At 71.8% G+C, this 19,656-nt stretch carries 23 protein-coding genes; 12 read left to right on the forward strand and 11 right to left on the reverse strand.

Translation table 11 applies throughout. The features are described from left to right. Positions 1-9 precede the first annotated feature (9 nt). Both ccmB and ccmA read right to left on the reverse strand, forming a co-directional pair. Complete coding sequence (ccmB, locus tag PHZ_RS00750) at positions 10-675, reverse strand: heme exporter protein CcmB (RefSeq protein WP_012520701.1); 666 nt, start codon at positions 673-675, stop codon at positions 10-12. Further along, a complete protein-coding gene (gene ccmA / locus PHZ_RS00755; protein ID WP_012520702.1) occupies positions 672-1,274 on the reverse strand; it encodes a heme ABC exporter ATP-binding protein CcmA in 603 nt (200 codons plus the stop codon). Before ccmA ends, ccmB begins: the two co-directional genes overlap by 4 nt. 223 nt (positions 1,275-1,497) lie before the next feature. Here ccmA and acnA point away from each other — a divergent pair, with 223 nt between their 5' ends. Further along, entirely contained in the window at positions 1,498-4,188 is a 2,691-nt protein-coding gene (acnA, locus tag PHZ_RS00760) for an aconitate hydratase AcnA (RefSeq protein ID WP_012520703.1), read from the forward strand. Positions 4,189-4,257: 69 nt separating this feature from the next. Here acnA and PHZ_RS00765 read toward each other — a convergent pair whose 3' ends face one another. Continuing rightward, entirely contained in the window at positions 4,258-4,785 is a 528-nt protein-coding gene (locus PHZ_RS00765; RefSeq protein WP_041372926.1) for a hypothetical protein, read from the reverse strand. 112 nt (positions 4,786-4,897) lie between these two features. Between PHZ_RS00765 and PHZ_RS00770 the strand changes: the two genes are divergently transcribed. Continuing rightward, positions 4,898-5,593 carry a DUF1223 domain-containing protein gene (locus tag PHZ_RS00770; protein WP_012520704.1) on the forward strand — a complete coding sequence of 232 codons (696 nt, stop codon included), beginning with the start codon at positions 4,898-4,900 and terminating at the stop codon, positions 5,591-5,593. A 328-nt stretch (positions 5,594-5,921) separates the two neighbouring features. Continuing rightward, entirely contained in the window at positions 5,922-6,257 is a 336-nt protein-coding gene (locus PHZ_RS00775; RefSeq protein WP_012520705.1) for a DUF2794 domain-containing protein, read from the forward strand. On the opposite strand, the gene PHZ_RS00780 is transcribed toward PHZ_RS00775, so the two are convergent. Further along, the gene (locus tag PHZ_RS00780) at positions 6,241-6,747 is read right to left on the reverse strand and encodes a GNAT family N-acetyltransferase (RefSeq protein WP_012520706.1); all 507 of its coding nucleotides are present in this window, start codon (positions 6,745-6,747) and stop codon (positions 6,241-6,243) included. The genes PHZ_RS00775 and PHZ_RS00780 overlap by 17 nt on opposite strands. Positions 6,748-6,833: 86 nt before the next feature. Next, positions 6,834-7,586 carry a Bax inhibitor-1/YccA family protein gene (locus tag PHZ_RS00785; protein WP_041372927.1) on the reverse strand — a complete coding sequence of 251 codons (753 nt, stop codon included), beginning with the start codon at positions 7,584-7,586 and terminating at the stop codon, positions 6,834-6,836. 186 nt (positions 7,587-7,772) lie between these two features. On the opposite strand from PHZ_RS00785, the gene PHZ_RS00790 reads away from it, so the two are divergent. Both PHZ_RS00790 and thpR read left to right on the forward strand, forming a co-directional pair. Then, positions 7,773-8,435, forward strand: a complete 663-nt coding sequence (locus PHZ_RS00790; protein WP_012520708.1) for an arylesterase — start codon at positions 7,773-7,775, stop codon at positions 8,433-8,435. 11 nt (positions 8,436-8,446) lie between these two features. Then, positions 8,447-8,983 carry an RNA 2',3'-cyclic phosphodiesterase gene (gene thpR, locus PHZ_RS00795; protein WP_012520709.1) on the forward strand — a complete coding sequence of 179 codons (537 nt, stop codon included), beginning with the start codon at positions 8,447-8,449 and terminating at the stop codon, positions 8,981-8,983. Position 8,984: 1 nt separating this feature from the next. Here the strand turns inward: thpR and PHZ_RS21380 are convergent, their stop codons facing one another. Then, complete coding sequence (locus tag PHZ_RS21380; RefSeq protein ID WP_012520710.1) at positions 8,985-9,692, reverse strand: DUF6624 domain-containing protein; 708 nt, start codon at positions 9,690-9,692, stop codon at positions 8,985-8,987. Further along, positions 9,692-10,078, reverse strand: a complete 387-nt coding sequence (locus tag PHZ_RS00805; RefSeq protein ID WP_183281284.1) for a DUF2237 family protein — start codon at positions 10,076-10,078, stop codon at positions 9,692-9,694. The genes PHZ_RS21380 and PHZ_RS00805 overlap by 1 nt, the downstream gene beginning before the upstream one ends. 69 nt (positions 10,079-10,147) lie before the next feature. Between PHZ_RS00805 and PHZ_RS00810 the strand changes: the two genes are divergently transcribed. Together PHZ_RS00810 and PHZ_RS21385 are read left to right on the forward strand one after the other, a co-directional pair. After that, a complete protein-coding gene (locus PHZ_RS00810; RefSeq protein WP_012520712.1) occupies positions 10,148-11,017 on the forward strand; it encodes an HpcH/HpaI aldolase/citrate lyase family protein in 870 nt (289 codons plus the stop codon). Continuing rightward, on the forward strand, positions 11,014-11,562 hold the full coding sequence (locus PHZ_RS21385) for a hypothetical protein (RefSeq protein ID WP_049758087.1): 549 nt from the start codon (positions 11,014-11,016) through the stop codon (positions 11,560-11,562). The genes PHZ_RS00810 and PHZ_RS21385 overlap by 4 nt, the downstream gene beginning before the upstream one ends. Here the strand turns inward: PHZ_RS21385 and PHZ_RS00820 are convergent. After that, positions 11,537-11,953, reverse strand: coding sequence for an HIT domain-containing protein (locus tag PHZ_RS00820; RefSeq protein WP_012520713.1), 417 nt, complete (start codon positions 11,951-11,953; stop codon positions 11,537-11,539). The two genes, PHZ_RS21385 and PHZ_RS00820, sit on opposite strands and share 26 nt — an antisense overlap. 99 nt (positions 11,954-12,052) lie before the next feature. On the opposite strand from PHZ_RS00820, the gene PHZ_RS00825 reads away from it, so the two are divergent. Then, on the forward strand, positions 12,053-13,042 hold the full coding sequence (locus PHZ_RS00825; RefSeq protein ID WP_012520714.1) for a malate dehydrogenase: 990 nt from the start codon (positions 12,053-12,055) through the stop codon (positions 13,040-13,042). Between the two features lie 66 nt (positions 13,043-13,108). Here PHZ_RS00825 and PHZ_RS00830 read toward each other — a convergent pair whose 3' ends face one another. Beyond that, on the reverse strand, positions 13,109-13,936 hold the full coding sequence (locus tag PHZ_RS00830) for a lysozyme inhibitor LprI family protein (RefSeq protein ID WP_012520715.1): 828 nt from the start codon (positions 13,934-13,936) through the stop codon (positions 13,109-13,111). A gap of 91 nt (positions 13,937-14,027) precedes the next feature. Continuing rightward, positions 14,028-15,260, reverse strand: a complete 1,233-nt coding sequence (locus tag PHZ_RS21390) for a lysozyme inhibitor LprI family protein (RefSeq protein WP_012520716.1) — start codon at positions 15,258-15,260, stop codon at positions 14,028-14,030. Between the two features lie 113 nt (positions 15,261-15,373). Here PHZ_RS21390 and PHZ_RS00840 point away from each other — a divergent pair, with 113 nt between their 5' ends. Beyond that, positions 15,374-15,934 (forward strand): GNAT family N-acetyltransferase, encoded by a 561-nt coding sequence (locus PHZ_RS00840; RefSeq protein WP_012520717.1) that lies wholly within the window; start codon positions 15,374-15,376, stop codon positions 15,932-15,934. Here PHZ_RS00840 and PHZ_RS00845 read toward each other — a convergent pair. Beyond that, entirely contained in the window at positions 15,931-16,695 is a 765-nt protein-coding gene (locus PHZ_RS00845; protein ID WP_012520718.1) for a LytTR family DNA-binding domain-containing protein, read from the reverse strand. The genes PHZ_RS00840 and PHZ_RS00845 overlap by 4 nt on opposite strands. A 148-nt stretch (positions 16,696-16,843) precedes the next feature. Between PHZ_RS00845 and PHZ_RS00850 the strand changes: the two genes are divergently transcribed. From PHZ_RS00850 to sucD, 3 genes are all read left to right on the forward strand, one after another. Beyond that, positions 16,844-17,389: a DUF2306 domain-containing protein gene (locus tag PHZ_RS00850; RefSeq protein ID WP_012520719.1), complete on the forward strand. Its 546-nt coding sequence runs from the start codon at positions 16,844-16,846 to the stop codon at positions 17,387-17,389. 153 nt (positions 17,390-17,542) lie between these two features. Then, the gene (sucC, locus tag PHZ_RS00855) at positions 17,543-18,742 is read left to right on the forward strand and encodes an ADP-forming succinate--CoA ligase subunit beta (RefSeq protein ID WP_012520720.1); all 1,200 of its coding nucleotides are present in this window, start codon (positions 17,543-17,545) and stop codon (positions 18,740-18,742) included. A 4-nt stretch (positions 18,743-18,746) separates the two neighbouring features. Then, positions 18,747-19,625 carry a succinate--CoA ligase subunit alpha gene (gene sucD, locus PHZ_RS00860; protein WP_012520721.1) on the forward strand — a complete coding sequence of 293 codons (879 nt, stop codon included), beginning with the start codon at positions 18,747-18,749 and terminating at the stop codon, positions 19,623-19,625. Positions 19,626-19,656: the final 31 nt, after the last annotated feature.

Genomic DNA, 19,656 nt, shown 5'->3' on the forward strand with positions numbered 1-19,656 from the left:
CGAGAAGGCCTAGGACAGCGCGTTGCGGCAGGCGGCGGCCATGGCCAGCGGCCCCAGCGCCAGGGCGGCGGCGGCGTAGGCGCCCAGCAGGGCGAACCCGGCCTTCCACGGCAGGCCCGAGGCGAAGGCGTCCAGGGCGCCGCCGCCGAAGATCACCGGCGGGACGAACAGCGGCAGGACGATCACCGCCGTCAGCAGGCCCCCGCGGCGGGCGCCGAGGCTGAGCGCCGCGCCGATGCCGCCCATGAAGGCGAAGGCGACGCCGCCCAGCAGCGCGCAGGCGAAGATCATGGGGGCGAGCGCCGGCGAGGCGCCGAGCGCGATCGCGGCGACAGGCGCGGCCGCCGCCAGGGGCGCGCCGGTGGCCAGCCACTGGCCGAGGCACTTCACGGCGCAGGTGAGCTCCAGCGGCAGCGGCGAGAGCGCCAGCAGGTCCAGGGCCCCGTCCTCGAAGTCGCGCTCGAAAAGCCGATCGAGGGACAGCAGCGAGGCGAGCGCCAGGGCCACCCAGGCCGCCCCGGGCGCGATGGCCGCCAGCCGGTCGGGCTCGGGCCCGATCGCCAGCGGGATCAGGGTGGCGACGCCGGCGTAGAAGCCCACTGCCACCAGCGGGCCGCCGCCGCGGCCCCAGGCCAGGGCCGTCTCGCGGGCGAGCAGGGCGGAGAAGCGGCTCATGCGCCGAGATCCAGCGCGACCGCGGGGATGGGCAGCGGGTCGTGCACCGCGGCCACGATCATCCCGCCGTCGGCCAGGTGTCCGGCCATCAGCTCGCCCGCGCGCGCGCGCCAGCCGGCGTCCAGCGGGCTGAGCGGCTCGTCCAGCAGCCAGAGCGGCCGGGGCGCGGCGGCCGTGCGCGACAGGGCCAGGCGCCGCCGCTGGCCCGCCGACAGGCGTCGGACCTCGAGGTCAAGCAGCCGGACGAGGTCGAAGGTCTCGGCCGCGGCCGCCGCCGAGGCCTCGGTCCCCCCGGACCAGACGCTCCAGAACACCAGCTCCTCGCGCACCGTGCGCCCGGGCTTCAGCCCGTCCTGGTGGCCGACGAAGTGCACGGCCGCGGCCCGCGCCTCGGCCGGTTCGGCCCCGCCGAAGCCGATCTCCCCCGCTTCCAGGCGCACGAGTCCGGCGATCGCCCGCAACAGGCTGGTCTTGCCCGAGCCGTTCGGCCCGGTCAGCGCGCAGGCCTGGCCGGCCGCGAGCGTCAGCCCCAGCCCCTCGAACAGCACCCGCCCGCCACGCCGGACGGACGCGTCGGAAATGACCAGCTCCGATATCATCGGCCGGCCTGCCCCGCCGCGGCGCTACCCCTCAGATTTTGCGAACGATTCGCAAGGTGCGCCGCGCATGGACGGGCGCGATGGCCGGGGCTATGAAGCGGCCGGCCGCCACCGCCCCAGGGGGCCAACGCCGCGCGGGGACGAACGCTGTGTGTCCGCCCCTTCAGAGCGCGCGATCCCTGGAACGTGTGGGAGGCCGGGAACAGAGAAAGGATCTCCCCTCATGGCGTCAGTCGACAGCCTGAAAACCCGCCGCGAGCTCGTGGTGGGCGACAAGACCTACGCTTACTACAGCCTTCGCGCCGCCGAGGAAGCGGGACTTTCGGGCGTTTCGCGCCTGCCCATCTCGATGAAGGTGCTGCTCGAGAACCTGCTGCGCAACGAGGACGGCCAGTCGGTCACCGCCGACGACCTGAAGGCCCTCGCCGCCTGGCTCGAGAACAAGGGCTCGGTCGAGCACGAGATCAGCTTCCGCCCCGCGCGGGTGCTGATGCAGGACTTCACCGGCGTGCCGGCGGTGGTGGACCTGGCCGCCATGCGCGACGCCATGACGGCGCTCGGCGGCGACCCCGAGAAGATCAACCCGCTGAACCCGGTCGACCTCGTCATCGACCACTCGGTAATGGTGGACTACTTCGGCACCGCCAAGGCGTTCCAGAACAACGTCGAGCGCGAGTATGAGCGCAACATGGAGCGCTACCGCTTCCTGCGCTGGGGCTCGTCGGCCTTCAACAACTTCCGCGTGGTGCCGCCCGGCACCGGCATCTGCCACCAGGTGAACCTGGAGTACCTGGCCCAGACCGTCTGGACCAACACGGACGAGGGCCAGGAAGTCGCCTATCCCGACACCGTGGTCGGCACCGACTCCCACACCACCATGGTCAACGGCCTGTCGGTCCTGGGCTGGGGCGTGGGCGGCATCGAGGCCGAGGCGGCCATGCTGGGCCAGCCGATCCCGATGCTGATCCCCGAAGTCATCGGCTTCCGCCTGGACGGCGTCCTGCCCGACGGTACGACGGCCACCGATCTGGTGCTCACCGTCACCCAGATGCTCCGCAAGAAGGGCGTGGTCGGCAAGTTCGTCGAGTTCTACGGCCCGGGCCTGCAGCACCTGACGCTGGAAGACCAGGCCACCATCGCCAACATGGCCCCGGAATACGGCGCGACCTGCGGCTTCTTCCCGGTCACCCAGGCGACCCTGGACTACCTGACCGCCACCGGCCGCGACGCCGCCCGGGTGGCCCTCGTCGAGGCCTACGCCAAGGAACAGGGCCTGTGGCGTGACCCGTCCGATCCGGACCCGGTGTTCACCGACACGCTCGAGCTCGACCTGGGCACGGTCACGGCCTCGCTGGCCGGTCCGAAGCGCCCGCAGGACCGCGTGCTGCTCACCGAGGCCGCCGCCGAGTTCCGGGGCGCGCTGGCGAACGACTTCGGCAAGGCCGACGGCTACTCCGAGCGCTTCTCCGTGCAGGGCGAGAACTTCGACCTGGGGAACGGCGACGTGGTGATCGCCGCCATCACCTCGTGCACCAACACCTCCAATCCCAGCGTGCTGATCGCCGCCGGCCTGGTGGCCAAGAAGGCCGTCGAGAAGGGCCTGAAGGTGAAGCCGTGGGTGAAGACCTCGCTGGCCCCCGGCTCGCAGGTGGTCACCGACTACCTCAAGGCCGCCGGCCTGACGAAGCACCTGGACGCCCTGGGCTTCAACCTGGTGGGCTACGGCTGCACCACCTGCATCGGCAACTCGGGCCCGCTGCCCGAGCCGATCTCGGAGGCGGTGCAGAAGAACGACCTGGTGGCCGTGTCGGTGCTCTCGGGCAACCGCAACTTCGAAGGCCGGGTGAACCCCGACGTGCGGGCCAACTACCTGGCCTCGCCGCCGCTCGTGGTCGCCTACGCCCTGGCCGGCAACATGCTGATCGACCTGGCCAACGAGCCGCTGGGCGAGGGCAAGGACGGCCAGCCGGTGTTCCTGAAGGACATCTGGCCGACGACCGCCGAGATCGCCGCGCTCCAGCGCAAGCACGTGACGAACAAGATGTTCGCCACCCGCTACGCCGACGTCTTCAAGGGCGACAAGCACTGGCAGGGCATCAAGGTCGCGGGCGGCCAGACCTACACCTGGGACGTGGGCTCCACCTACGTGCAGAACCCGCCGTACTTCCAGGGCATGACCATGGAGCCGGCGCCGGTCACCGACATCGTCGAGGCCCGCGTGCTGGGCGTGTTCGGCGACTCGATCACCACCGACCACATCTCGCCGGCCGGCTCGATCAAGGCCTCGTCGCCCGCCGGCGTCTACCTGCGTGAGCGCCAGGTGCCCCAGTCCGAGTTCAACTCGTACGGCGCGCGCCGCGGCAACCACGAAGTGATGATGCGCGGCACCTTCGCCAACATCCGCATCCGCAACCGCATCACGCCCGAGATCGAGGGCGGGGTGACCAAGCACTTCCCGTCCGGCGACCAGATGTCGATCTACGACGCGGCCATGCGCTACCAGGCCGAAGGCCGGCCGCTCGTGGTCTTCGCCGGCAAGGAGTACGGCACCGGCTCGTCGCGCGACTGGGCGGCCAAGGGCACCAAGCTGCTGGGCGTCCGCGCCGTGGTGGCCGAGAGCTTCGAGCGCATCCACCGCTCGAACCTGGTCGGCATGGGCGTGCTGCCGCTGCAGTTCCTGCAGGAAGGCTGGCACAAGCTGGGCCTGACGGGCGAGGAGATCGTGACCATCCGCGGCCTCACCGACCTCGCGCCGCGCAAGCAGCTGATCGTCGAGATGTACCGTCCGAGCGACGGCCGCATCGCCCGTTTCCCGGTCCGCTGCCGGATCGATACGCCCACCGAGCTCGAGTACTTCAAGCAGGGCGGCGTGCTGAACTACGTGCTGCGCAGCCTGGCCAAGCCGGCCGCGTAAGCGCGCGAGCCTTCCGAACGCGATGGCGGGGCCCCGGCGACGGGGCCCCGTTTTCGCATGGGCGGCCCGTCAGCGGACCCGGGGGCGCACCGCGACTCCAGCGTGACCCAGCTCGGGCGCGAACCGCCGCTTGAGGTCGACTTCGAACCGCGCCGCCGCGCCCTCCGAGACCGCTTCGGACATCCGGGTCATGGCGGCCGCGACGGACGGGTGCTCGGGGACGCAGGCGGCGGCCTCCGGGACGGGCTCGGAGCCGCGGTCCCGGTCGTCCAGCCGGACCGTGTATGGCTGCATGCAGGCGAGGCGGCCGGTGATGGACTCGATGCAGGGGTCGCGCTGCAGCCAGACCGAGACGGTCCAGGTGCACAGGATCGGCGGCGGGGCGGCGTCGGGCGAGGCGTCCGGGGCCGCCGCCGGCCTCGTCGCCTCCACGTCCACGCGCTGGAAGAGCTGGTAGCGGACCACGCCGCGTTCGGCCTGCTGGCCCTTGGCGAACACCACGAGGCGATCGTCCGTGGCGATGGCGAGGTTCACGCCCTCGGTGCGCAGCACCTCGGGGGCGGGCGGCGGCGGCGGGGGTGGCGGAGCCTGGAACATGCGGGTTTCCCTGAACGGCCTGCGACCGAGGGTAGCGGCTCCGCGGCCGGCGTCCATGGCTCACGGCTTGTTGAGATTTACAGCTCCGGGCGCAGCTTCTAAGTCGGGGGCGATGCGGAAAGCGGCGCTCGTCAGTCTGATCCTCGTCGCCGCGCCTGCGGCTGCGACCGCCAAGCCCCCGGTGCTGGTGGAGCTGTTCACCGCCCAGGGCTGCGGCGGCTGCGTCGAGGCCAACACTCACGTGAACAAGCTGGCCGAGCGGCCGGGCGTGCTCGCGCTGACCTACTCCGTCGACTACTGGGACTACCTCGGCTGGACCGACACCTTCGCCAAGCCCGAGTTCACGGACCGGCAGCGGGCCTATGTGACGCGGCTGAAGCTGCGCGAGCCCTATACGCCCCAGGTGGTGGTGGACGGCGACGAGGAGGCCCCAGGCCTGAAGGCCGCCGAGGTCGACCGGCTGGTCCGCGCCGCCGCCGCGGCCCCGCGCAACCCGCCGGACATGAAGTTCATCGGCGCGCGGCGGGTGGACGTCGGCTCGGGACGCGTCCCGTCCGGCGGCGCCGAGGTCTGGCTCATCCGCTACGACCCGCGCGAGATCGAGGTCGACGTGAAGGCGGGTGACAACCGCGGCGAGACGATCGTGCAGAGGAACGTGGTGCGCGAGATCAAGCGGCTGGGCGCCTGGCGCGGCCGGCCGCAGGCCTATCGCCTGGGCGAGCCTTCCGAGGAGGGCCTGAAGACCGTGGTCGTGGTGCAGGCGGCGCGCGGGGGCCGGGTGATCGGCGTCCTGCAGAAGGGCGCCTGAGGCCCGATACTCAAGGGCCAGATACGGCGATCCCCTCCGCAGACGCGAACCCGCGCGGCTGGAGAGAGGGACCGCACGGGCTGCGCTAGGGGAGGGGATACCAAAGCGCCGGTTGGCCAGTCCGCCGATCCAGGGGGGCTGGGGGGGCTGTTCAGGATCCGGGACCGCCAGGTCCGACCAACCGACAAGGCCAATATCGAAGCCGCATCAGGCGCGCGCGGGACCGAAATAAGGTCTTTTCGCGGCGTGGCGTGCAGGCTTGCGGACGGGGCCGCCGGCCCTATTTCGGGTGGCCCGACACAGGAAATTGCGTCAGGCTCTCGCACTGATGGCTTTCGATCCGAGCTATGCGGCCCCGCGCCAGGCCGGCGTCTTCTTCGAAAGGCGCGAACTGGAGCGGCTGCTGCGGCTCTACGGGCGCATGGTCGCTGCGGGCGAATGGCGCGACTACGGCATGGACAGCCTGCCGGACGCCGCCGTCTTCTCCGTCTTCCGCCGGACCGCGGAGGCCCCGCTCTACCGCATCGAGAAACGCCCCGCCCTGGCGAGGCGCCAGGGGGCCTGGGCGGTGGTGGGGCAGGGCGGCCTGATCCTGCGCCGGGGGCACGAGCTGGAGCAGGTGCTGCGCTTCTTCGACAAGGGCCGCTTCACGGTCGTGGACTGAAGTCCTCCCTGGCCAGCGCCAGGTAGACGCTGTCGCACCACTCTTCGCCGACCAGCCAGGTTCGCGCGGCCCGGTGGGTTTCGCGGAACCCGAGCTTCTCAAGCAGCCGTAGCGAGGCGCCGTTCCGCGGGTCGACGTCGGCGACGAGGCTGTCGACCGAGCGCGTGGCGAACACGTGCGCCAGGGCGGCCGAGAGCGCCTCGGTGGCCAGGCCCTGGCCCCACCAGTCGGGGTGGAGGATGTAGCCCACGCTGGGCAGGGCGTAGCAGCCGGCCTTGCCGATCACCTGGCCGTCCCGCTCCACGACGAAGTCCTCCCCGTCCGAGGCGATCATGTCGTCCAGCCAGGCCCGGGTGCCGGCCAGGTCCGCGTGCGGCGGGGTCGACCAGTAGCGCATGGCGGCCGGATTGCTCAGGACGGCGTGCATGGCGAGAAGGTCGTCCGGCCGGGCGCGGCGCAACTTCAGGCGGGGCGTGACGAGCTCGACCATGGCGCCTTCTAGCGCCCCCGCGGCCCATGAAAAAACCCCGGCGGTCGCCCGCCGGGGTTCTCTCGTCTTGGGGTCCGCTGCGCGGCCTAGCGGCGTTGGCCGAAGAGCTGCAGCAGGAATTGGAAGAGGTTGATGAAGTTGATGTAGAGGCTGAGCGCGCCGTAGTTGGTCGCCACGCCCATCGCCGCCTGGTTCCCGCCCAGCTCATAGTAGGTCATCTTCAGGCGCTGGGTGTCGTAGGCGATCAGGCCCGCGAAGATGAACACGCCGAGCACGCTGATGAGGAAGTTCATCATCGAGTTCTGCAGGAAGATGTTCACGATCGAGGCGATCACCAGGCCGATCAGGCCGACCAGCAGGAAGCTGCCGAAGCCGGTCAGGTCCTTCTTCGTGGTGTAGCCGAACAGGCTCAGGCCGCCGAAGGCCGTGGCGGTGATCAGGAAGGTCGTGGCGATCGAGCCGCCGGTGTAGATCAGCGTCCACACGCCCAGGCCCGCGCCGATCAGCGCGACAATCGTCCAGTAGAGGATGCCGGAGCTGCGCGGCGTCGCGTTGCGAAGGGCGAACATGCCGAACAGCATCACCGCCAGGGGCGCGAAGGCGACGATCGTGCCGAGCATGGTCATGCCGGCCAGGCGGCCGTCGGGCGTGACGGCGTACATCAGGTCGCGCACCGGCGGATATTGGCCGGTCAGGAAGGCCAGGGCGGCCGAGACCACCAGGCCCAGCGCCACCTTGTTGTAGACGCCGAGCATGAAGCTGCGAAGTCCCGCGTCCACCGACATGTCGGCGCGATCCGCCGGGATCGTGCGCGCGTAGCCGCGGTTGAAGTCGCTCATGAGAGGCTCTGCCCTTTTTCGTCGCGTCCCAGTCGGACGCAGGTTGAATATCGTTTTGCCAAGGCGGCTAGGCAAGGGCTCACGGCCCCGTTGGTTCCGAAAAACCGAGGTGAGACAAGGCTCCAGATGAAGCTCCTGACGTCGCACGGGGTTGGCCCGACGGGGGCCGCGCCTAAATGGGGGGCCATGCCTTCCCGCCTCACCCGCCGCGGCCTCCTGGCGCTCGCCGCGGCCTCGGCCGCCGCCCCCGGTGCATTGGCGGCCCCCGTCCGTCCTGCCCCGATCCGTCGCGTCTCGATCCTGGGGGACTCGATCGCCGTCGGCTTCGGCCTGCCGGCGGGCCAGGCCCTGCCGGCCAGGCTGCAGGCCGAGCTCGCCCGCCTGGGCGTGCCCGCCCGCGTCACGCCCGCGGGCCGGGTCGGCGACACTACGGCCGGCGGCCTGCGCCGCCTGGACCGCGCCGCGCCGGCTGGGACCGACCTCGTCGTCGTGGCCCTCGGCGGCAACGACCTGCTGCTCGGCGCCGAGCCGCGCGAGGTGCGCGCCAACCTCGACGCCATCGTGCGGCGGCTGAAGGCCCGCGGGGTGCGCGTGGTGCTGGCCGGGGTCCGCGCGCCGCCGCTCCTGAGCGGCGCCTGGGCCAGCGCCTTCGACGAGGCCTTCGCCAGCGTCGCCCGCACGCACCGCGTGACCTTCGTGCCCGACATGCTGGCCGGGGTGGCGCTCAACCCGCGCCTGAACCAGCGCGACGGCATCCATCCGAACGCCGCCGGCGTCGAGGTCATCGCCCGGCGGCTCGCCCCGTCCGTGGCGAAAGCCCTGATGACCGGACGCACGGCCGCGGGCTAAGAGGCGAGGCCATGATCCGCCTGTTCGCCGCCCTGCCGCTGCCGCCCGACATCGTCCGCGGCCTCGTCAGACGCCAGACGGGCGTCGACGGCGCGCGCTGGCGCGAACCCGACAGCCTGCACATCACCCTGCGCTTCTTCGGCGAGGTGCGCGAGGACGTGGCCCGCGACCTCGACACCGAGCTCGCCGGCATCGACGCCCCGCCATTCGAGATCGAGCTGGAGGGCGCCGGCGCGTTCGGCGAGGGCCGCGACATCCATGCGATCTGGGCCGGGGTCGCCGAGAGCGCGCCGCTGCGCCGGCTGGCCGAGGCCTGCGAGACCGCCGCCCGCCGGGCGGGCCTCAAGCCCGAGAAGCGCCGCTACCGGCCGCACGTCACCCTGGCCTATCTCAAGCAAGCCGACCCGCCGGAAGTCGCCGCCTGGATCCAGGCCAACAACCTCCTGAAGTCGCCGCCGATCCCGGTGGACCGCTTCGCCCTCTACTCCAGCGTCCTGGGCTCCGAACGCGCCCTCTACCGCGTCGAGGCCGAGTACCCGCTAGGGTGACCTAGCAGGCCGATCCCACCTTCAGCCGGGTCTTGGTCTGGGCCAGGGTCTCGCCGTGACCGACGGCTTGGCGCAGCGCATCGACGCGGGCGAGGTCCTCCACGTCGCCGAAGCCCCGGACGCCGCCGTGGCACGATACCTGGGTCGCATAGCGCTGCGGACGGCTGTCCCGCTGGGCCACTCGGTCGTAAAGCTTGGCGTAGTCCGAGCCGTCGGCCTCGCCGATCCGCGCCAGCGGCTCGACATGGGCCAGGACCTCCTTTTGGAACGCCCAGTCGTTGGTGTGCTGGACGACGTCCCAGGCCTCGTGCGCCGCGGCCCCGTCGCGGCTCCTGCGGAACCAGCCGCCAGGCGGCAGGACCCGCTTCAGAGCTTCGGTGTTGTCGTCATCGATCCGGCCGAGCTCGTTCCAGACCACCGCCAGGATCCAGCCGCGTTCCTCGGGCGGCGAGGTGAAGATCGGCGAGAGCGCGAGCCGCGCCTCCCGCTGCAGCCGGTTGCGCCGAGCGAGATCCTCTCCGACCGAGGTGGGCGGCGGCAGGGCCGCCAGTTCGGCGCGCACCGCGTCCACCTTCGCGCGCCAGGCGTCGGCCAGCGCCTGCCCCTGCGGCGACAGCGGCCGGGTCGGGAACGGCGGCTTGAAGTGCTGAGCCGCCGCGGCGGGCGCGAGCGCCAGGAGGACGGCGGCGATGGCGAGCGCCGCCCGCATCACGCCTCCACCGCATGGTCCTTGAGGACGCCCAGGGGCACGATGGCCAGGGTCTCCTCGTGGGTGGCCTCCAGCACGACCCGGGGCGCGGCGTCGGCGTCGAGCGCCTCCTTCCAGCGCGGGGCGCAGAGGCACCAGCGGTCGCCGGGCTTCAGCCCCGGGAAGGCCAGCTCGGGCCGCGGCGTCGACAGGTCGTTGCCGACGCCCTTCGAGAACGCCAGGAACTCGGCGGTCATCACCGCGCAGACCGTGTGCATGCCGAGGTCGTGCGGCCCCGTCTCGCAGCAGCCGTTGCGGAAGAAGCCCGTCACCGGGTCGACGGAGCAGGGCTGCAGCTCGCCGCCCAGCACGTTGCGGGCGCCGGCGTCGTAGCGGAGCGGGCGGATGGCCATGGGCGCATCCTAAACGCTAAGACGGGGCGTCCGCCAAGGCGCTGAAGGAGCCTCGTCCGCCCAATGTCCGCTCTCGCCCGTCCCCGCCGCAGCGCGCTCTACCTGCCCGCCTCCAACGCCCGCGCGATCGAGAAGGCCCGGGAGCTGGCCTGCGACGTGGTGATCCTCGACCTGGAGGACGCCGTCGCCCCCGAGCAGAAGGAGGAGGCCCGCGCCCAGGCCGTGGCCGCCGTGAAGGCCGGCGGCTTCGGCCCGCGCGAGGTGGTGATCCGCGCCAACGGCCTCGACACCCCCTGGGGCGCCGAGGACCTGGCCGCCGCCGCCCAGGCCGGGCCGGACGCGGTCCTGGTCCCGAAGGTGTCCTCGGCCGAGGACCTCGCCGCCTGTGCCGGGGCCGCCGGGAGCCTGCGGATCTGGGCGATGATCGAGACCTGCCAGGCCATGCTGCGCCTGGACGCCCTGGCCGGCGCCTCGCGCGCGCATCGCACGGACGTGTGGGTGATCGGCACGAACGACCTGGCCAAGGAGATGCGCTGCCCGCTCACGCCGGAACGCACGCCCCTGCTGCCGGCGCTCAGCTTTGCAGTGATGGCGGCGCGGGCCCACGGCCTGTCGATCCTCGACGGCGTCTACAACGAGATCGCCGACGCCGAAGGCCTTGCGGCGCAGTGCGCCCAGGCCCTGGCGTTCGGCTTCGACGGCAAGACCCTGATCCACCCTTCGCAGATCGAAGCGGCCAATCGCGCGTTCACTCCCGAGCCCGGCGCCGTCGCCTGGGCGCGCACGATCGTCTCGGCCTTCGAAGCGCCGCAGAACGCCCACCGCGGCGTGCTGAAGGTGGAGGGCCGGATGGTCGAGCGCTTGCATCTGGCCGAGGCCCGGCGCCTGATCGCCGTGGCCGACGCCATCGCCGCGCACGAGGGAGGCGGATGAGGACGAGGGCAGGAACGATCGCAGCCGGACTGCCGGCGCTGATAGTCGCGCTCATCGGGGCCGCGCCCGCGGCCGCGCAACCCGCGGCCGATCCCATCGGCGCCCTGCTGGGCGAGCCGCCATCGGAGGCGGCCGATCCGCCGAAGCCTGAGATTCTGCCCGCCGTCGCCGCGCCCCCGCCGATCCAGGGCGTCGCCTACGACTCCCGCATCCGCGCCTCGATGGCGTCGGCCCAGGGCTTCCAGGGGTCGCTGGACGGCGGCTGGCTGCTGATGGCGGACGGCGCGCCGCTCTACGAATTCCAGCTGGTCGACCGGGGCGACGGCGCCCTCGAAGGCGCCTGGCGCGACATCCGCCGGCCGCTCGCGCCGGCCGCCTCGGGCCTCGTCGACGAGGCGGCGCGGTCCGGCGCGGAGGTGATCCTGCGCTTCGACGGCGCCCGCGTCGCGGTCCTCAGGGCCGTCCCCGGCGGCGGCTGGAATGGCGAGCTGCGCGAGGCGGGCGGCGCGCGCCGGCCCGTCAGCCTAGCGCGGCGCGCGCCCTAGCCAGCGCCGCCGAGAGCGCCTGCGGCGTATAGGGCTCCGCCGCGCCCGCGCCCCAGACCGGCCCGGGCCAGGCCGGATCGTCGGCCCGCCTGCCCACCACATGGACGTGGAGCTGCGGCGTGACGTTGCCCAGCTGGCCGACGTTCAGCTTCTCCACCGGCCGGCCCAGCGCCTCGCCGGCCGCGCGGACGGCGTCGCCCGCCAGCAGGATCTCGTCCATCAGCCTCGCCCGGTCGGCGGGAGACAGGTCCTCCAGCTCGCGGACGCCCTCGACCCGCGGGATCAGCACGATCCAGGGGAAGCGCGCGTCCGCCTGCAGCCGCGCCTCGCAGAGCGGAAGGGCGGCCAGGGGTTGCGACGTGGCCTCGAAGGCGGGGTCGATCCGGAACATCGCTCCAGGGCCTGCGGCATTGCAGCATCGCCGTCAATTGGCTACGGACCCGGCGCGCAGCCGCGTGTTTTCGCCACGAGTTTTGGAAGGAGCCGTCCCATGGCCTCGAAGCCGCCCATCCGAGTCGCCGTCACCGGGGCCGCCGGCAACATCGGCTACGCCCTGCTCTTCCGCATCGCCTCGGGCGAGATGCTGGGCAAGGACCAGCCGGTCATCCTGCAGCTCCTGGAGATCCCCGCCGAGGGCCCGCAGAAGGCGCTCAAGGGCGTGGCCATGGAGCTCGAGGACTGCGCCTTCCCGCTGCTGCAGGACATGGTGCTGACCGACGACGCTAACGTCGCCTTCAAGGACGCCAACTGGTGCCTGCTGGTGGGCTCCAAGCCCCGTGGCCCCGGCATGGAGCGCGCCGACCTGCTGAAGGACAACGGCAAGATCTTCATCGCCCAGGGCAAGGCCATCGACGCCGTGGCCGCCGATGACGCCCGCGTCGCGGTGGTCGGCAACCCCTGCAACACCAACGTCATGATCGCCGCCAGCCAGGCCAAGCGCCTGACGCCGGACCGCTTCACCGCCATGGTGCGCCTCGACGAGAACCGCGGCCGCGCGCAGCTCGCCAAGAAGGCCGGCGTGTCGATCAACGACGTCTCCGAGCTGTTCATCTACGGCAACCACAGCCCGACGATGTTCGCCGACTTCACCCACGCCAAGATCGGCGGCAAGGCGGCGGCGGACGTGATCAACGACCGCGCCTGGCTCGAGAACGAGTACCTGCCCACCGTCGGCAAGCGCGGCGCGGCGATCATCGAGGCCCGGGGCCAGAGCTCGGCGGCCTCGGCGGCCAACGCCCTGATCGACCACGTGCGCAGCCTGAACACCGTGGGCGAGGTCCACTCGATCGCGGTGAACTCGGAAGGCCGCTACGGCTTCGCCGAGGGCGTGTGGGCCGGCATGCCGGTGAAGACCACCGCGCCGGGCGCCTACGAGGTCGTCACCAGCTACGAGATGGACGACTTCGCCAAGTCGAAGATCAAGATCACCAACGACGAGCTGGTCGCCGAGCGCGACACCGTCAAGGACATGCTGGGCTAAGGCTTCACGGCAGCGCCCGTTGTGGAAGGGCCTCCGGCGCCGCCGGGGGCCCTTTCCTTTTGCGCGCTAGTAGTCCGCCAGGTCGTCCAGCTCGGCGATCCGCTGGCGGTAGACGCTCTCGACGGCGTCGGGCGAGTGGCGGGCGGCGTCCTCGCGGATCGCCAGCCAGTCGTCCTGCTCGGCGCGCAGCTCGCGGTAGGGGATCCCCGCCGCCACGGCGCGTTCGAAGGCGCGGTCGAGCCGCCGGTCCAGGCCGGCCAGGCGCGGATCGCCGCACACCATCCGTTCCGAGCGCGTCCCGGCGTAGCGGCAGTCGAAGCTGGGCCGCGGCGCAGGCGCCGAGACCCGCACGGGCGTCGGCGCCGGCTCGGGCGGCCGGACCCTCGGAGGGGCGATAGGCGCGGCGATCTCGCGCGGCTCGTCGGTTGTCTTGGCGGGGACATGGACCGCTCGAACCGGCCGGGCGGGCGCGGCGCGCACGGCGCGCGTCTCGGCCGCCTTCGCCATCTCGGCGGGCAGCACCTCGAGCTTGCCGGCGGGGGCCGGCGCCTCCGGCGGCGGCGCGGGCTGCGCCACCTCGACCGGCACGGTCGCCGCCGACGAGGCCGTCACGGGCTGCATGGGGGCAGGAGGCGGGGCCTCCCGGACGAGGTCGGGCTTGGCCAGCAGGCCGAACGCCAGGCCCGCGGCGATCGCCGCCGCTCCGCCGCCCAGCAGCGTGTTGCGTGAAATCCGCCTGCGAGGACGGCGCACGCCCCTGTATTCGTGCGGCTCGAACTGCCGGGGCGGCGGGCGCTCGATCCTCAGCTCGTCATCCTCGCGGCGGGGGCCGACGCCCGCAAAGCCGTTGTAGGTCACGCCGGACCAGGGGTCGCCGATACGCTCGGTCGCCATGAATCTCGATCTCTTACGTCTCGGTCCCTCGCGCTCCGAAAGCCGCAGCCCGCCGGAGGGTTGCAAATGCGAAGGTCGTTCCCGGGCCGGCTCAGTAGTCGCGGGCGTCGCGGGCCAGGTCGTTCAGCTCGGCGATCCGGGCGACGTAGACGTCCTCCACCGCCCAGGAGCCGTCGCGCGCCGCGGCCGCCCGGGCCTGACGCCAGCGCTCCTGCTGCCGGCGCAGGGCCGCCGCCGGCACGCCCGCCGCCTCGGCGTCGCGGAACGCCCGCTGCAGCTGGCGGTCGCGCTGGCCGAGCCGGGGGTCGGCGCAGACCAGGGCCTCGCCCGGATCGGGGGAGGCGCAGGGCGCGGCCTTGGCGAGCCGCATCGGCCCCTCGCCGCGCGGGCTGGGCGCCGTCTTCTTCGGCGTGGCCGCCGGGGCCGCAGGCTTCGACGCGGGCTTCGTTTTGGGCGCCGCCGCCGCTCGGGCGGGCGTTTTCGGCTTGGTCTTGGCGGGCTTTTCCGCGGCCTTGGCCTTGGCGAGCTTGGCCTCGCGTCTGCGCTTGTCGTCGGCGGCCTTGGCCTTCGCAGGCTCGGGCCTGGACTTGGGCTTGACGGCCTTGGTTTTCGTCGTCTGCGGGGACTTCCCGGCGGCCGCGGACGACTTGGACGGCTTGCCCCCGGCGACCTCGCCCGCCTTCCTGTTTTCGGCCTTCTTCTTCTCGGCCTTCTTCTCCGTCTTCTTGTCCGCCGCCTTCTTTTCGACCGTGGCCTTCTTCTTCGACGGGGCCTTCTCGGCCGTCTTCGCGGGCTTGTCCGCCTTCGCCGCGGCCTTGGGTTCCGGCTTCGGGGGCTTTCGGGCGGCGGCCTTCGCCTTGGCGGCAGGGGACGCCGGCTCCGCCTTCACCTCGGTCTTCGGCTCGGGCTCTGCTTTCGGCGGGGGCGCGGGCTGGATGGCGGGGGTCGGCGGCGGCAGGACGGTGACCGGGGCTGCGACCGGGGCGGTGGCCTTCATCAGCCCGGCGGGCGGCCCGAGGGGAGGGCCCATGGGAGGACGGGGCGCGTAGGGCCGCACGCCCTCGCCCATGTCCGGCGGCATGACCTCCAGCAGCGACTCCACCGGCGGAAGCGCATCGTCGACGACGATCTGCAGGCTGCGCATGGAACCGGCGGGCTCGGCCTCGGGCGGCGGCGCGGTCTCGGCCAGGCGTTCCCCGTCCGAGGGCCTCGCCCACAGCCCCAGGCCCGCGCCCAGCGCGCAGGCGCCGACCACGCCGGCCAGGACGAGGCGCCCGCCCCGGCGGGTGGTCTGGCCGTGATCTTCGAACTGGTCGTGCGCCATCGGCGACCCCTCGTGGTACGGGTCCCTCGATGCGCAGGCGGAAGGGGACTCGGGCGCGGCCGCCCGAGGTTCGCCCCACCCGAACGCTCTCCCAGTCCAGATAAAGGCGGAAAATGGTGACGATTCCAATACCTACGCTTGAGACAGAACGCCTCATTCTGCGCGCGCCGGAACCCGGCGACTTCGAGCCCTGGGCCGCGTTCGCCGCGGACGCGGAGGCGGCCCGGTTCATCGGCGGGGCCCAGGACAGGATCGGCGCCTGGCGGATCATGAGCGTGATGGCCGGCGCCTGGATCGTTCGGGGCTACTCGATGTTCTCGGTGGTGGAGAAGGCCTCGGGCGCCTGGGTTGGCCGGGTGGGGCCGTGGCGGCCCGAGGGCTGGCCGGGGACTGAGGTCGGCTGGGGTATCGCCCGCGAGCACTGGGGCAAGGGCTATGCGCCCGAGGCGGCGGAGGCGGCCATCGACTGGGCGTTCGACACGCTGGGCTGGACCGAGGTGATCCACACCATCGAGGCGGCCAACGTGAATTCGCAGAAGGTCGCCCGGCGGCTGGGCTCGGCGATCCTGCGCCAGGCCGTGCTGCCGCCGCCGATGAACGTGGCCGTCGACGTCTGGGGCCAGAGCCGGGAGGACTGGATGGCCCGCCGCGCCCAACGCCGGATCCGGCGCTAGATCCAGCCCCGGTCCCGCAGCTGGCCGGCGTAGGTGCGGCTGACGGGAACCTGGGCGCCGTCCTTCAGGGTCAGGGTGGCCCGGCCGTCGCCGCGCTTGGCGTCCACGATGGCGTCCCGGGCGACCCACCACGAGCGGTGCACCTGCAGGCCCTCGAGCCCCTCCAGTTCGGCCACGGCGTCGGCCAGCCGCATCAGGATCAGGTCCTGACCCCTGGAGGTGTGGAGCCTGAGGTAATGGTCCTCGGCCTCGACGGCCCAGACCTCGGCGCCGCGGAGCTTCAGGGGCAGGCGGTCCAGGAACTTCGGCGGCGCCGCAGGAGCGGCGGGGTCGGCCCCGCGGCGGGCCTCGATCAGGCTGAAGAGGGCGGTGATCGCCAGGGCGACGACGAAGACGTAGAGGAACAGGACCGGCAGCGCCGCGGCCGGCAGCTTCGATCCCAGGACGAGCCGGGTTCCGCCCCAGACGATCAGCGTGAACGGGGCGGCCATGACCGCCGACACCGCCGGCCCCACGATCCACCAGGGCCTGGGCCCCGCGCGCGGGGCGCGGAAGACGCGGCGCGCGACGAAGCCGCCCCAGAGGTAGCCCAGGAACATCACTCCCAGCCAATAGGCGCCGCGGCGCGCCAGCGGCGCGTCCCCGGTGTCGAAGGCGCCCGTCAGGGTCATGAAGAGGGCGAAGGCCACGGTCACCGCCAGGCCGCGCAGCCAGCCGGCGAGGTCGTCGTAGGGCGTCAGCCGGACGAGAAGGCGGCTCATGCCGCCGCTCGCGAAGCGTGAACGGCGGACCGCGGCTGTTCGCGAAGCCCGGCCGTCCCCCGACGCATCCGCTGTCGCGCCCTCAAGGCCACCCCGCCATCACCCGGTCCGACCGGCGCCGACGCGCCGCCTGGACCGGAGATAGAGCATGTCGCAAGCCTTCGAAAAGCCCGCCCGCAAGTTCGGCTTCGGGACCTACTTCGCCCTGGCCATGGTTGCGGTGGCCGCGATCCTGACCCTGGCGCTCGGGCCGTTCTGGCTGGGCGTCTTCCGGATGGCCGGGGAGGCGCGGCCGCACGCCCCGAACCTTTCGCTGTTCGCCGGACTTTCGACGCCCATCAAGATCCACCTCGTCACCGCCCTGGCGGCGCTGGCGCTGGGCGGGGTGCTGATGGCCGCGCGCAAGGGGCGGACCTTCCACCGCCTCGCCGGCTGGACCTGGGTGGGACTGGTGTCGGTCAGCGCGGGCGTCACGGTCTTCATCACCAGCCTGAACAACGGGAGCTGGTCCTGGATCCACCTGTTCACCGGCTGGACCCTGCTGGTCCTGCCGCTGGCCGTCCTCGCGGCCAAGCGCCACGACGTCGCCCGGCACCGGCGGCGGATGATGGGCCTGTTCTACGGCGCCTTCGCGATCAACTTCTTCATCGCCTTCATTCCGGGTCGGGTGATGTGGGCGATGGTGTTCGGCTGAGGCGCCGGCGGAGCCTTGCTCACGCTGGGGAAGCACCGTGAAGGATAACGCGGTTCAAGGGGGCCCGCGCGGTTGTCATCGAGGGGCGCGGCGCCTATAAGCCCCGTCACTCGCCGCCCGGGCGAGGTGTCCGGCAACTGCGCCCAAGGCCTCATGAACATCCACGAACATCAAGCCAAAGCCGTCCTCGCAGAGTTCGGCGTGGCCGTCCCGCGCGGGTATCCCGCGTTCTCCGTCGATGAAGCCGTCCAGGCCGCCGAGAAGCTCGGCGGCCCTGTCTTTGTGGTGAAGTCCCAGATCCACGCCGGCGGGCGCGGCAAGGGCCGGTTCGAGGGCCTGGGCCCCGACGCCAAGGGCGGCGTGCGCGTCGTCAAGTCGGTGGACGAGGTGAAGGCCAACGCCGAGGAGATGCTGGGCCGGGTGCTCGTGACCCACCAGACCGGCGCGGCCGGCAAGCAGGTGAACCGCCTCTACATCGAGGAAGGCGCGCAGATCGCCAAGGAATTCTACCTGTCGCTGCTGGTGGACCGCGAGACGAGCTGGGTCTCGGTCGTGGCCTCCACCGAGGGCGGCATGGACATCGAGGAAGTGGCGCACGCCACGCCCGAGAAGATCGTCACCTTCTCCATCGACCCGGCCACCGGCGTCTTCCCGCACCACGGCCGCCACCTGGCCAAGGCGCTGGGCCTGACCGGCGGCCTCGCCAAGGAAGCGGCCACGCTGCTGAACCAGCTCTACGCGGCGTTCCTGGCCAAGGACATGTCGATGCTGGAGATCAACCCGCTGATCGTCACGGGCGATGATCACCTGCGGGTGCTGGACGCCAAGGTCAGCTTCGACTCCAACGCCCTGTTCCGCCACGCCGACGTCGTCGCGCTGCGCGACGAGAGCGAGGAGGACCCGAAGGAGATCGAGGCCTCCAAGTACGACCTCAGCTACATCGCCCTGGACGGCGAGATCGGCTGCATGGTCAACGGCGCGGGCCTGGCCATGGCCACCATGGACATCATCAAGCTCTACGGCGCCGAGCCCGCCAACTTCCTCGACGTGGGCGGCGGGGCCAGCAAGGAGAAGGTGACGGCCGCCTTCAAGATCATCACCGCGGACCCGAACGTGAAGGGCATCCTGGTGAACATCTTTGGCGGCATCATGCGCTGCGACATCATCGCCGAGGGCGTGGTGGCCGCGGTCAAGGAAGTGGGCCTGAAGGTGCCGCTGGTCGTCCGCCTCGAGGGCACGAACGTCGACCTGGGCAAGAAGATCATCAACGAGAGCGGCCTGAACGTGATCGCCGCGAACGATCTGTCGGACGGAGCCGAGAAGATCGTGAAGGCCGTCCGGGGGGCTGCGTAAGAGAATGTCGATCCTTATCGGTAAGGACACCCGCGTCATCTGCCAGGGCATCACCGGCAGCCAGGGCACCTTCCACACCGAACAGGCCATCGCCTACGGGACCAAGATGGTCGGCGGCGTCACGCCGGGCAAAGGCGGCCAGACGCACGTCGGCCTGCCCGTGTTCGACACCGTCGCCGAGGCGGTGAAGGAGACCGGCGCCGAGGCCAGCGTGATCTACGTGCCGCCGCCGTTCGCCGCGGACTCCATCCTCGAGGCGATCGACGCCGAGGTGCCGCTGATCGTCTGCATCACCGAGGGCATCCCGGTGACCGACATGATCAAGGTCAAGCGCGCGCTCTCGGGCTCGAAGAGCCGGCTGATCGGGCCGAACTGCCCGGGCGTGCTGACGCCTGGCGAGTGCAAGATCGGCATCATGCCGGGCAACATCTTCAAGCGCGGCTCGGTGGGCGTTGTTTCCCGCTCGGGCACGCTTACCTATGAGGCCGTGTTCCAGACCACGCAGGTGGGCCTCGGCCAGACGACGGCCGTCGGCATCGGCGGCGACCCCGTCAAGGGCACCGAGTTCATCGACGTGCTGGACATGTTCCTGAAGGACCCCGAGACCGAGTCGATCATCATGATCGGCGAGATCGGCGGCTCCGCCGAGGAAGACGCGGCCGAGTTCATCAAGAATTCAGCTATCAAGAAGCCTATGGTCGGCTTCATCGCGGGACGCACGGCGCCTCCGGGCCGCCGCATGGGTCACGCGGGCGCGATCATCTCCGGCGGCAAGGGCGGAGCCGAGGACAAGATCGCCGCGATGGAAGCCGCGGGCATCCGCGTCTCGCCGTCGCCGGCGAAACTCGGCGAGACCCTGGTCGAGGTGCTGAAGGGCGCCTGAGGGACGATATTTTAGCGTAAGGGCGGTTCGC

The sequence above is a fragment of the Phenylobacterium zucineum HLK1 genome (genome assembly GCF_000017265.1).
Classification (GTDB): domain Bacteria; phylum Pseudomonadota; class Alphaproteobacteria; order Caulobacterales; family Caulobacteraceae; genus Phenylobacterium; species Phenylobacterium zucineum.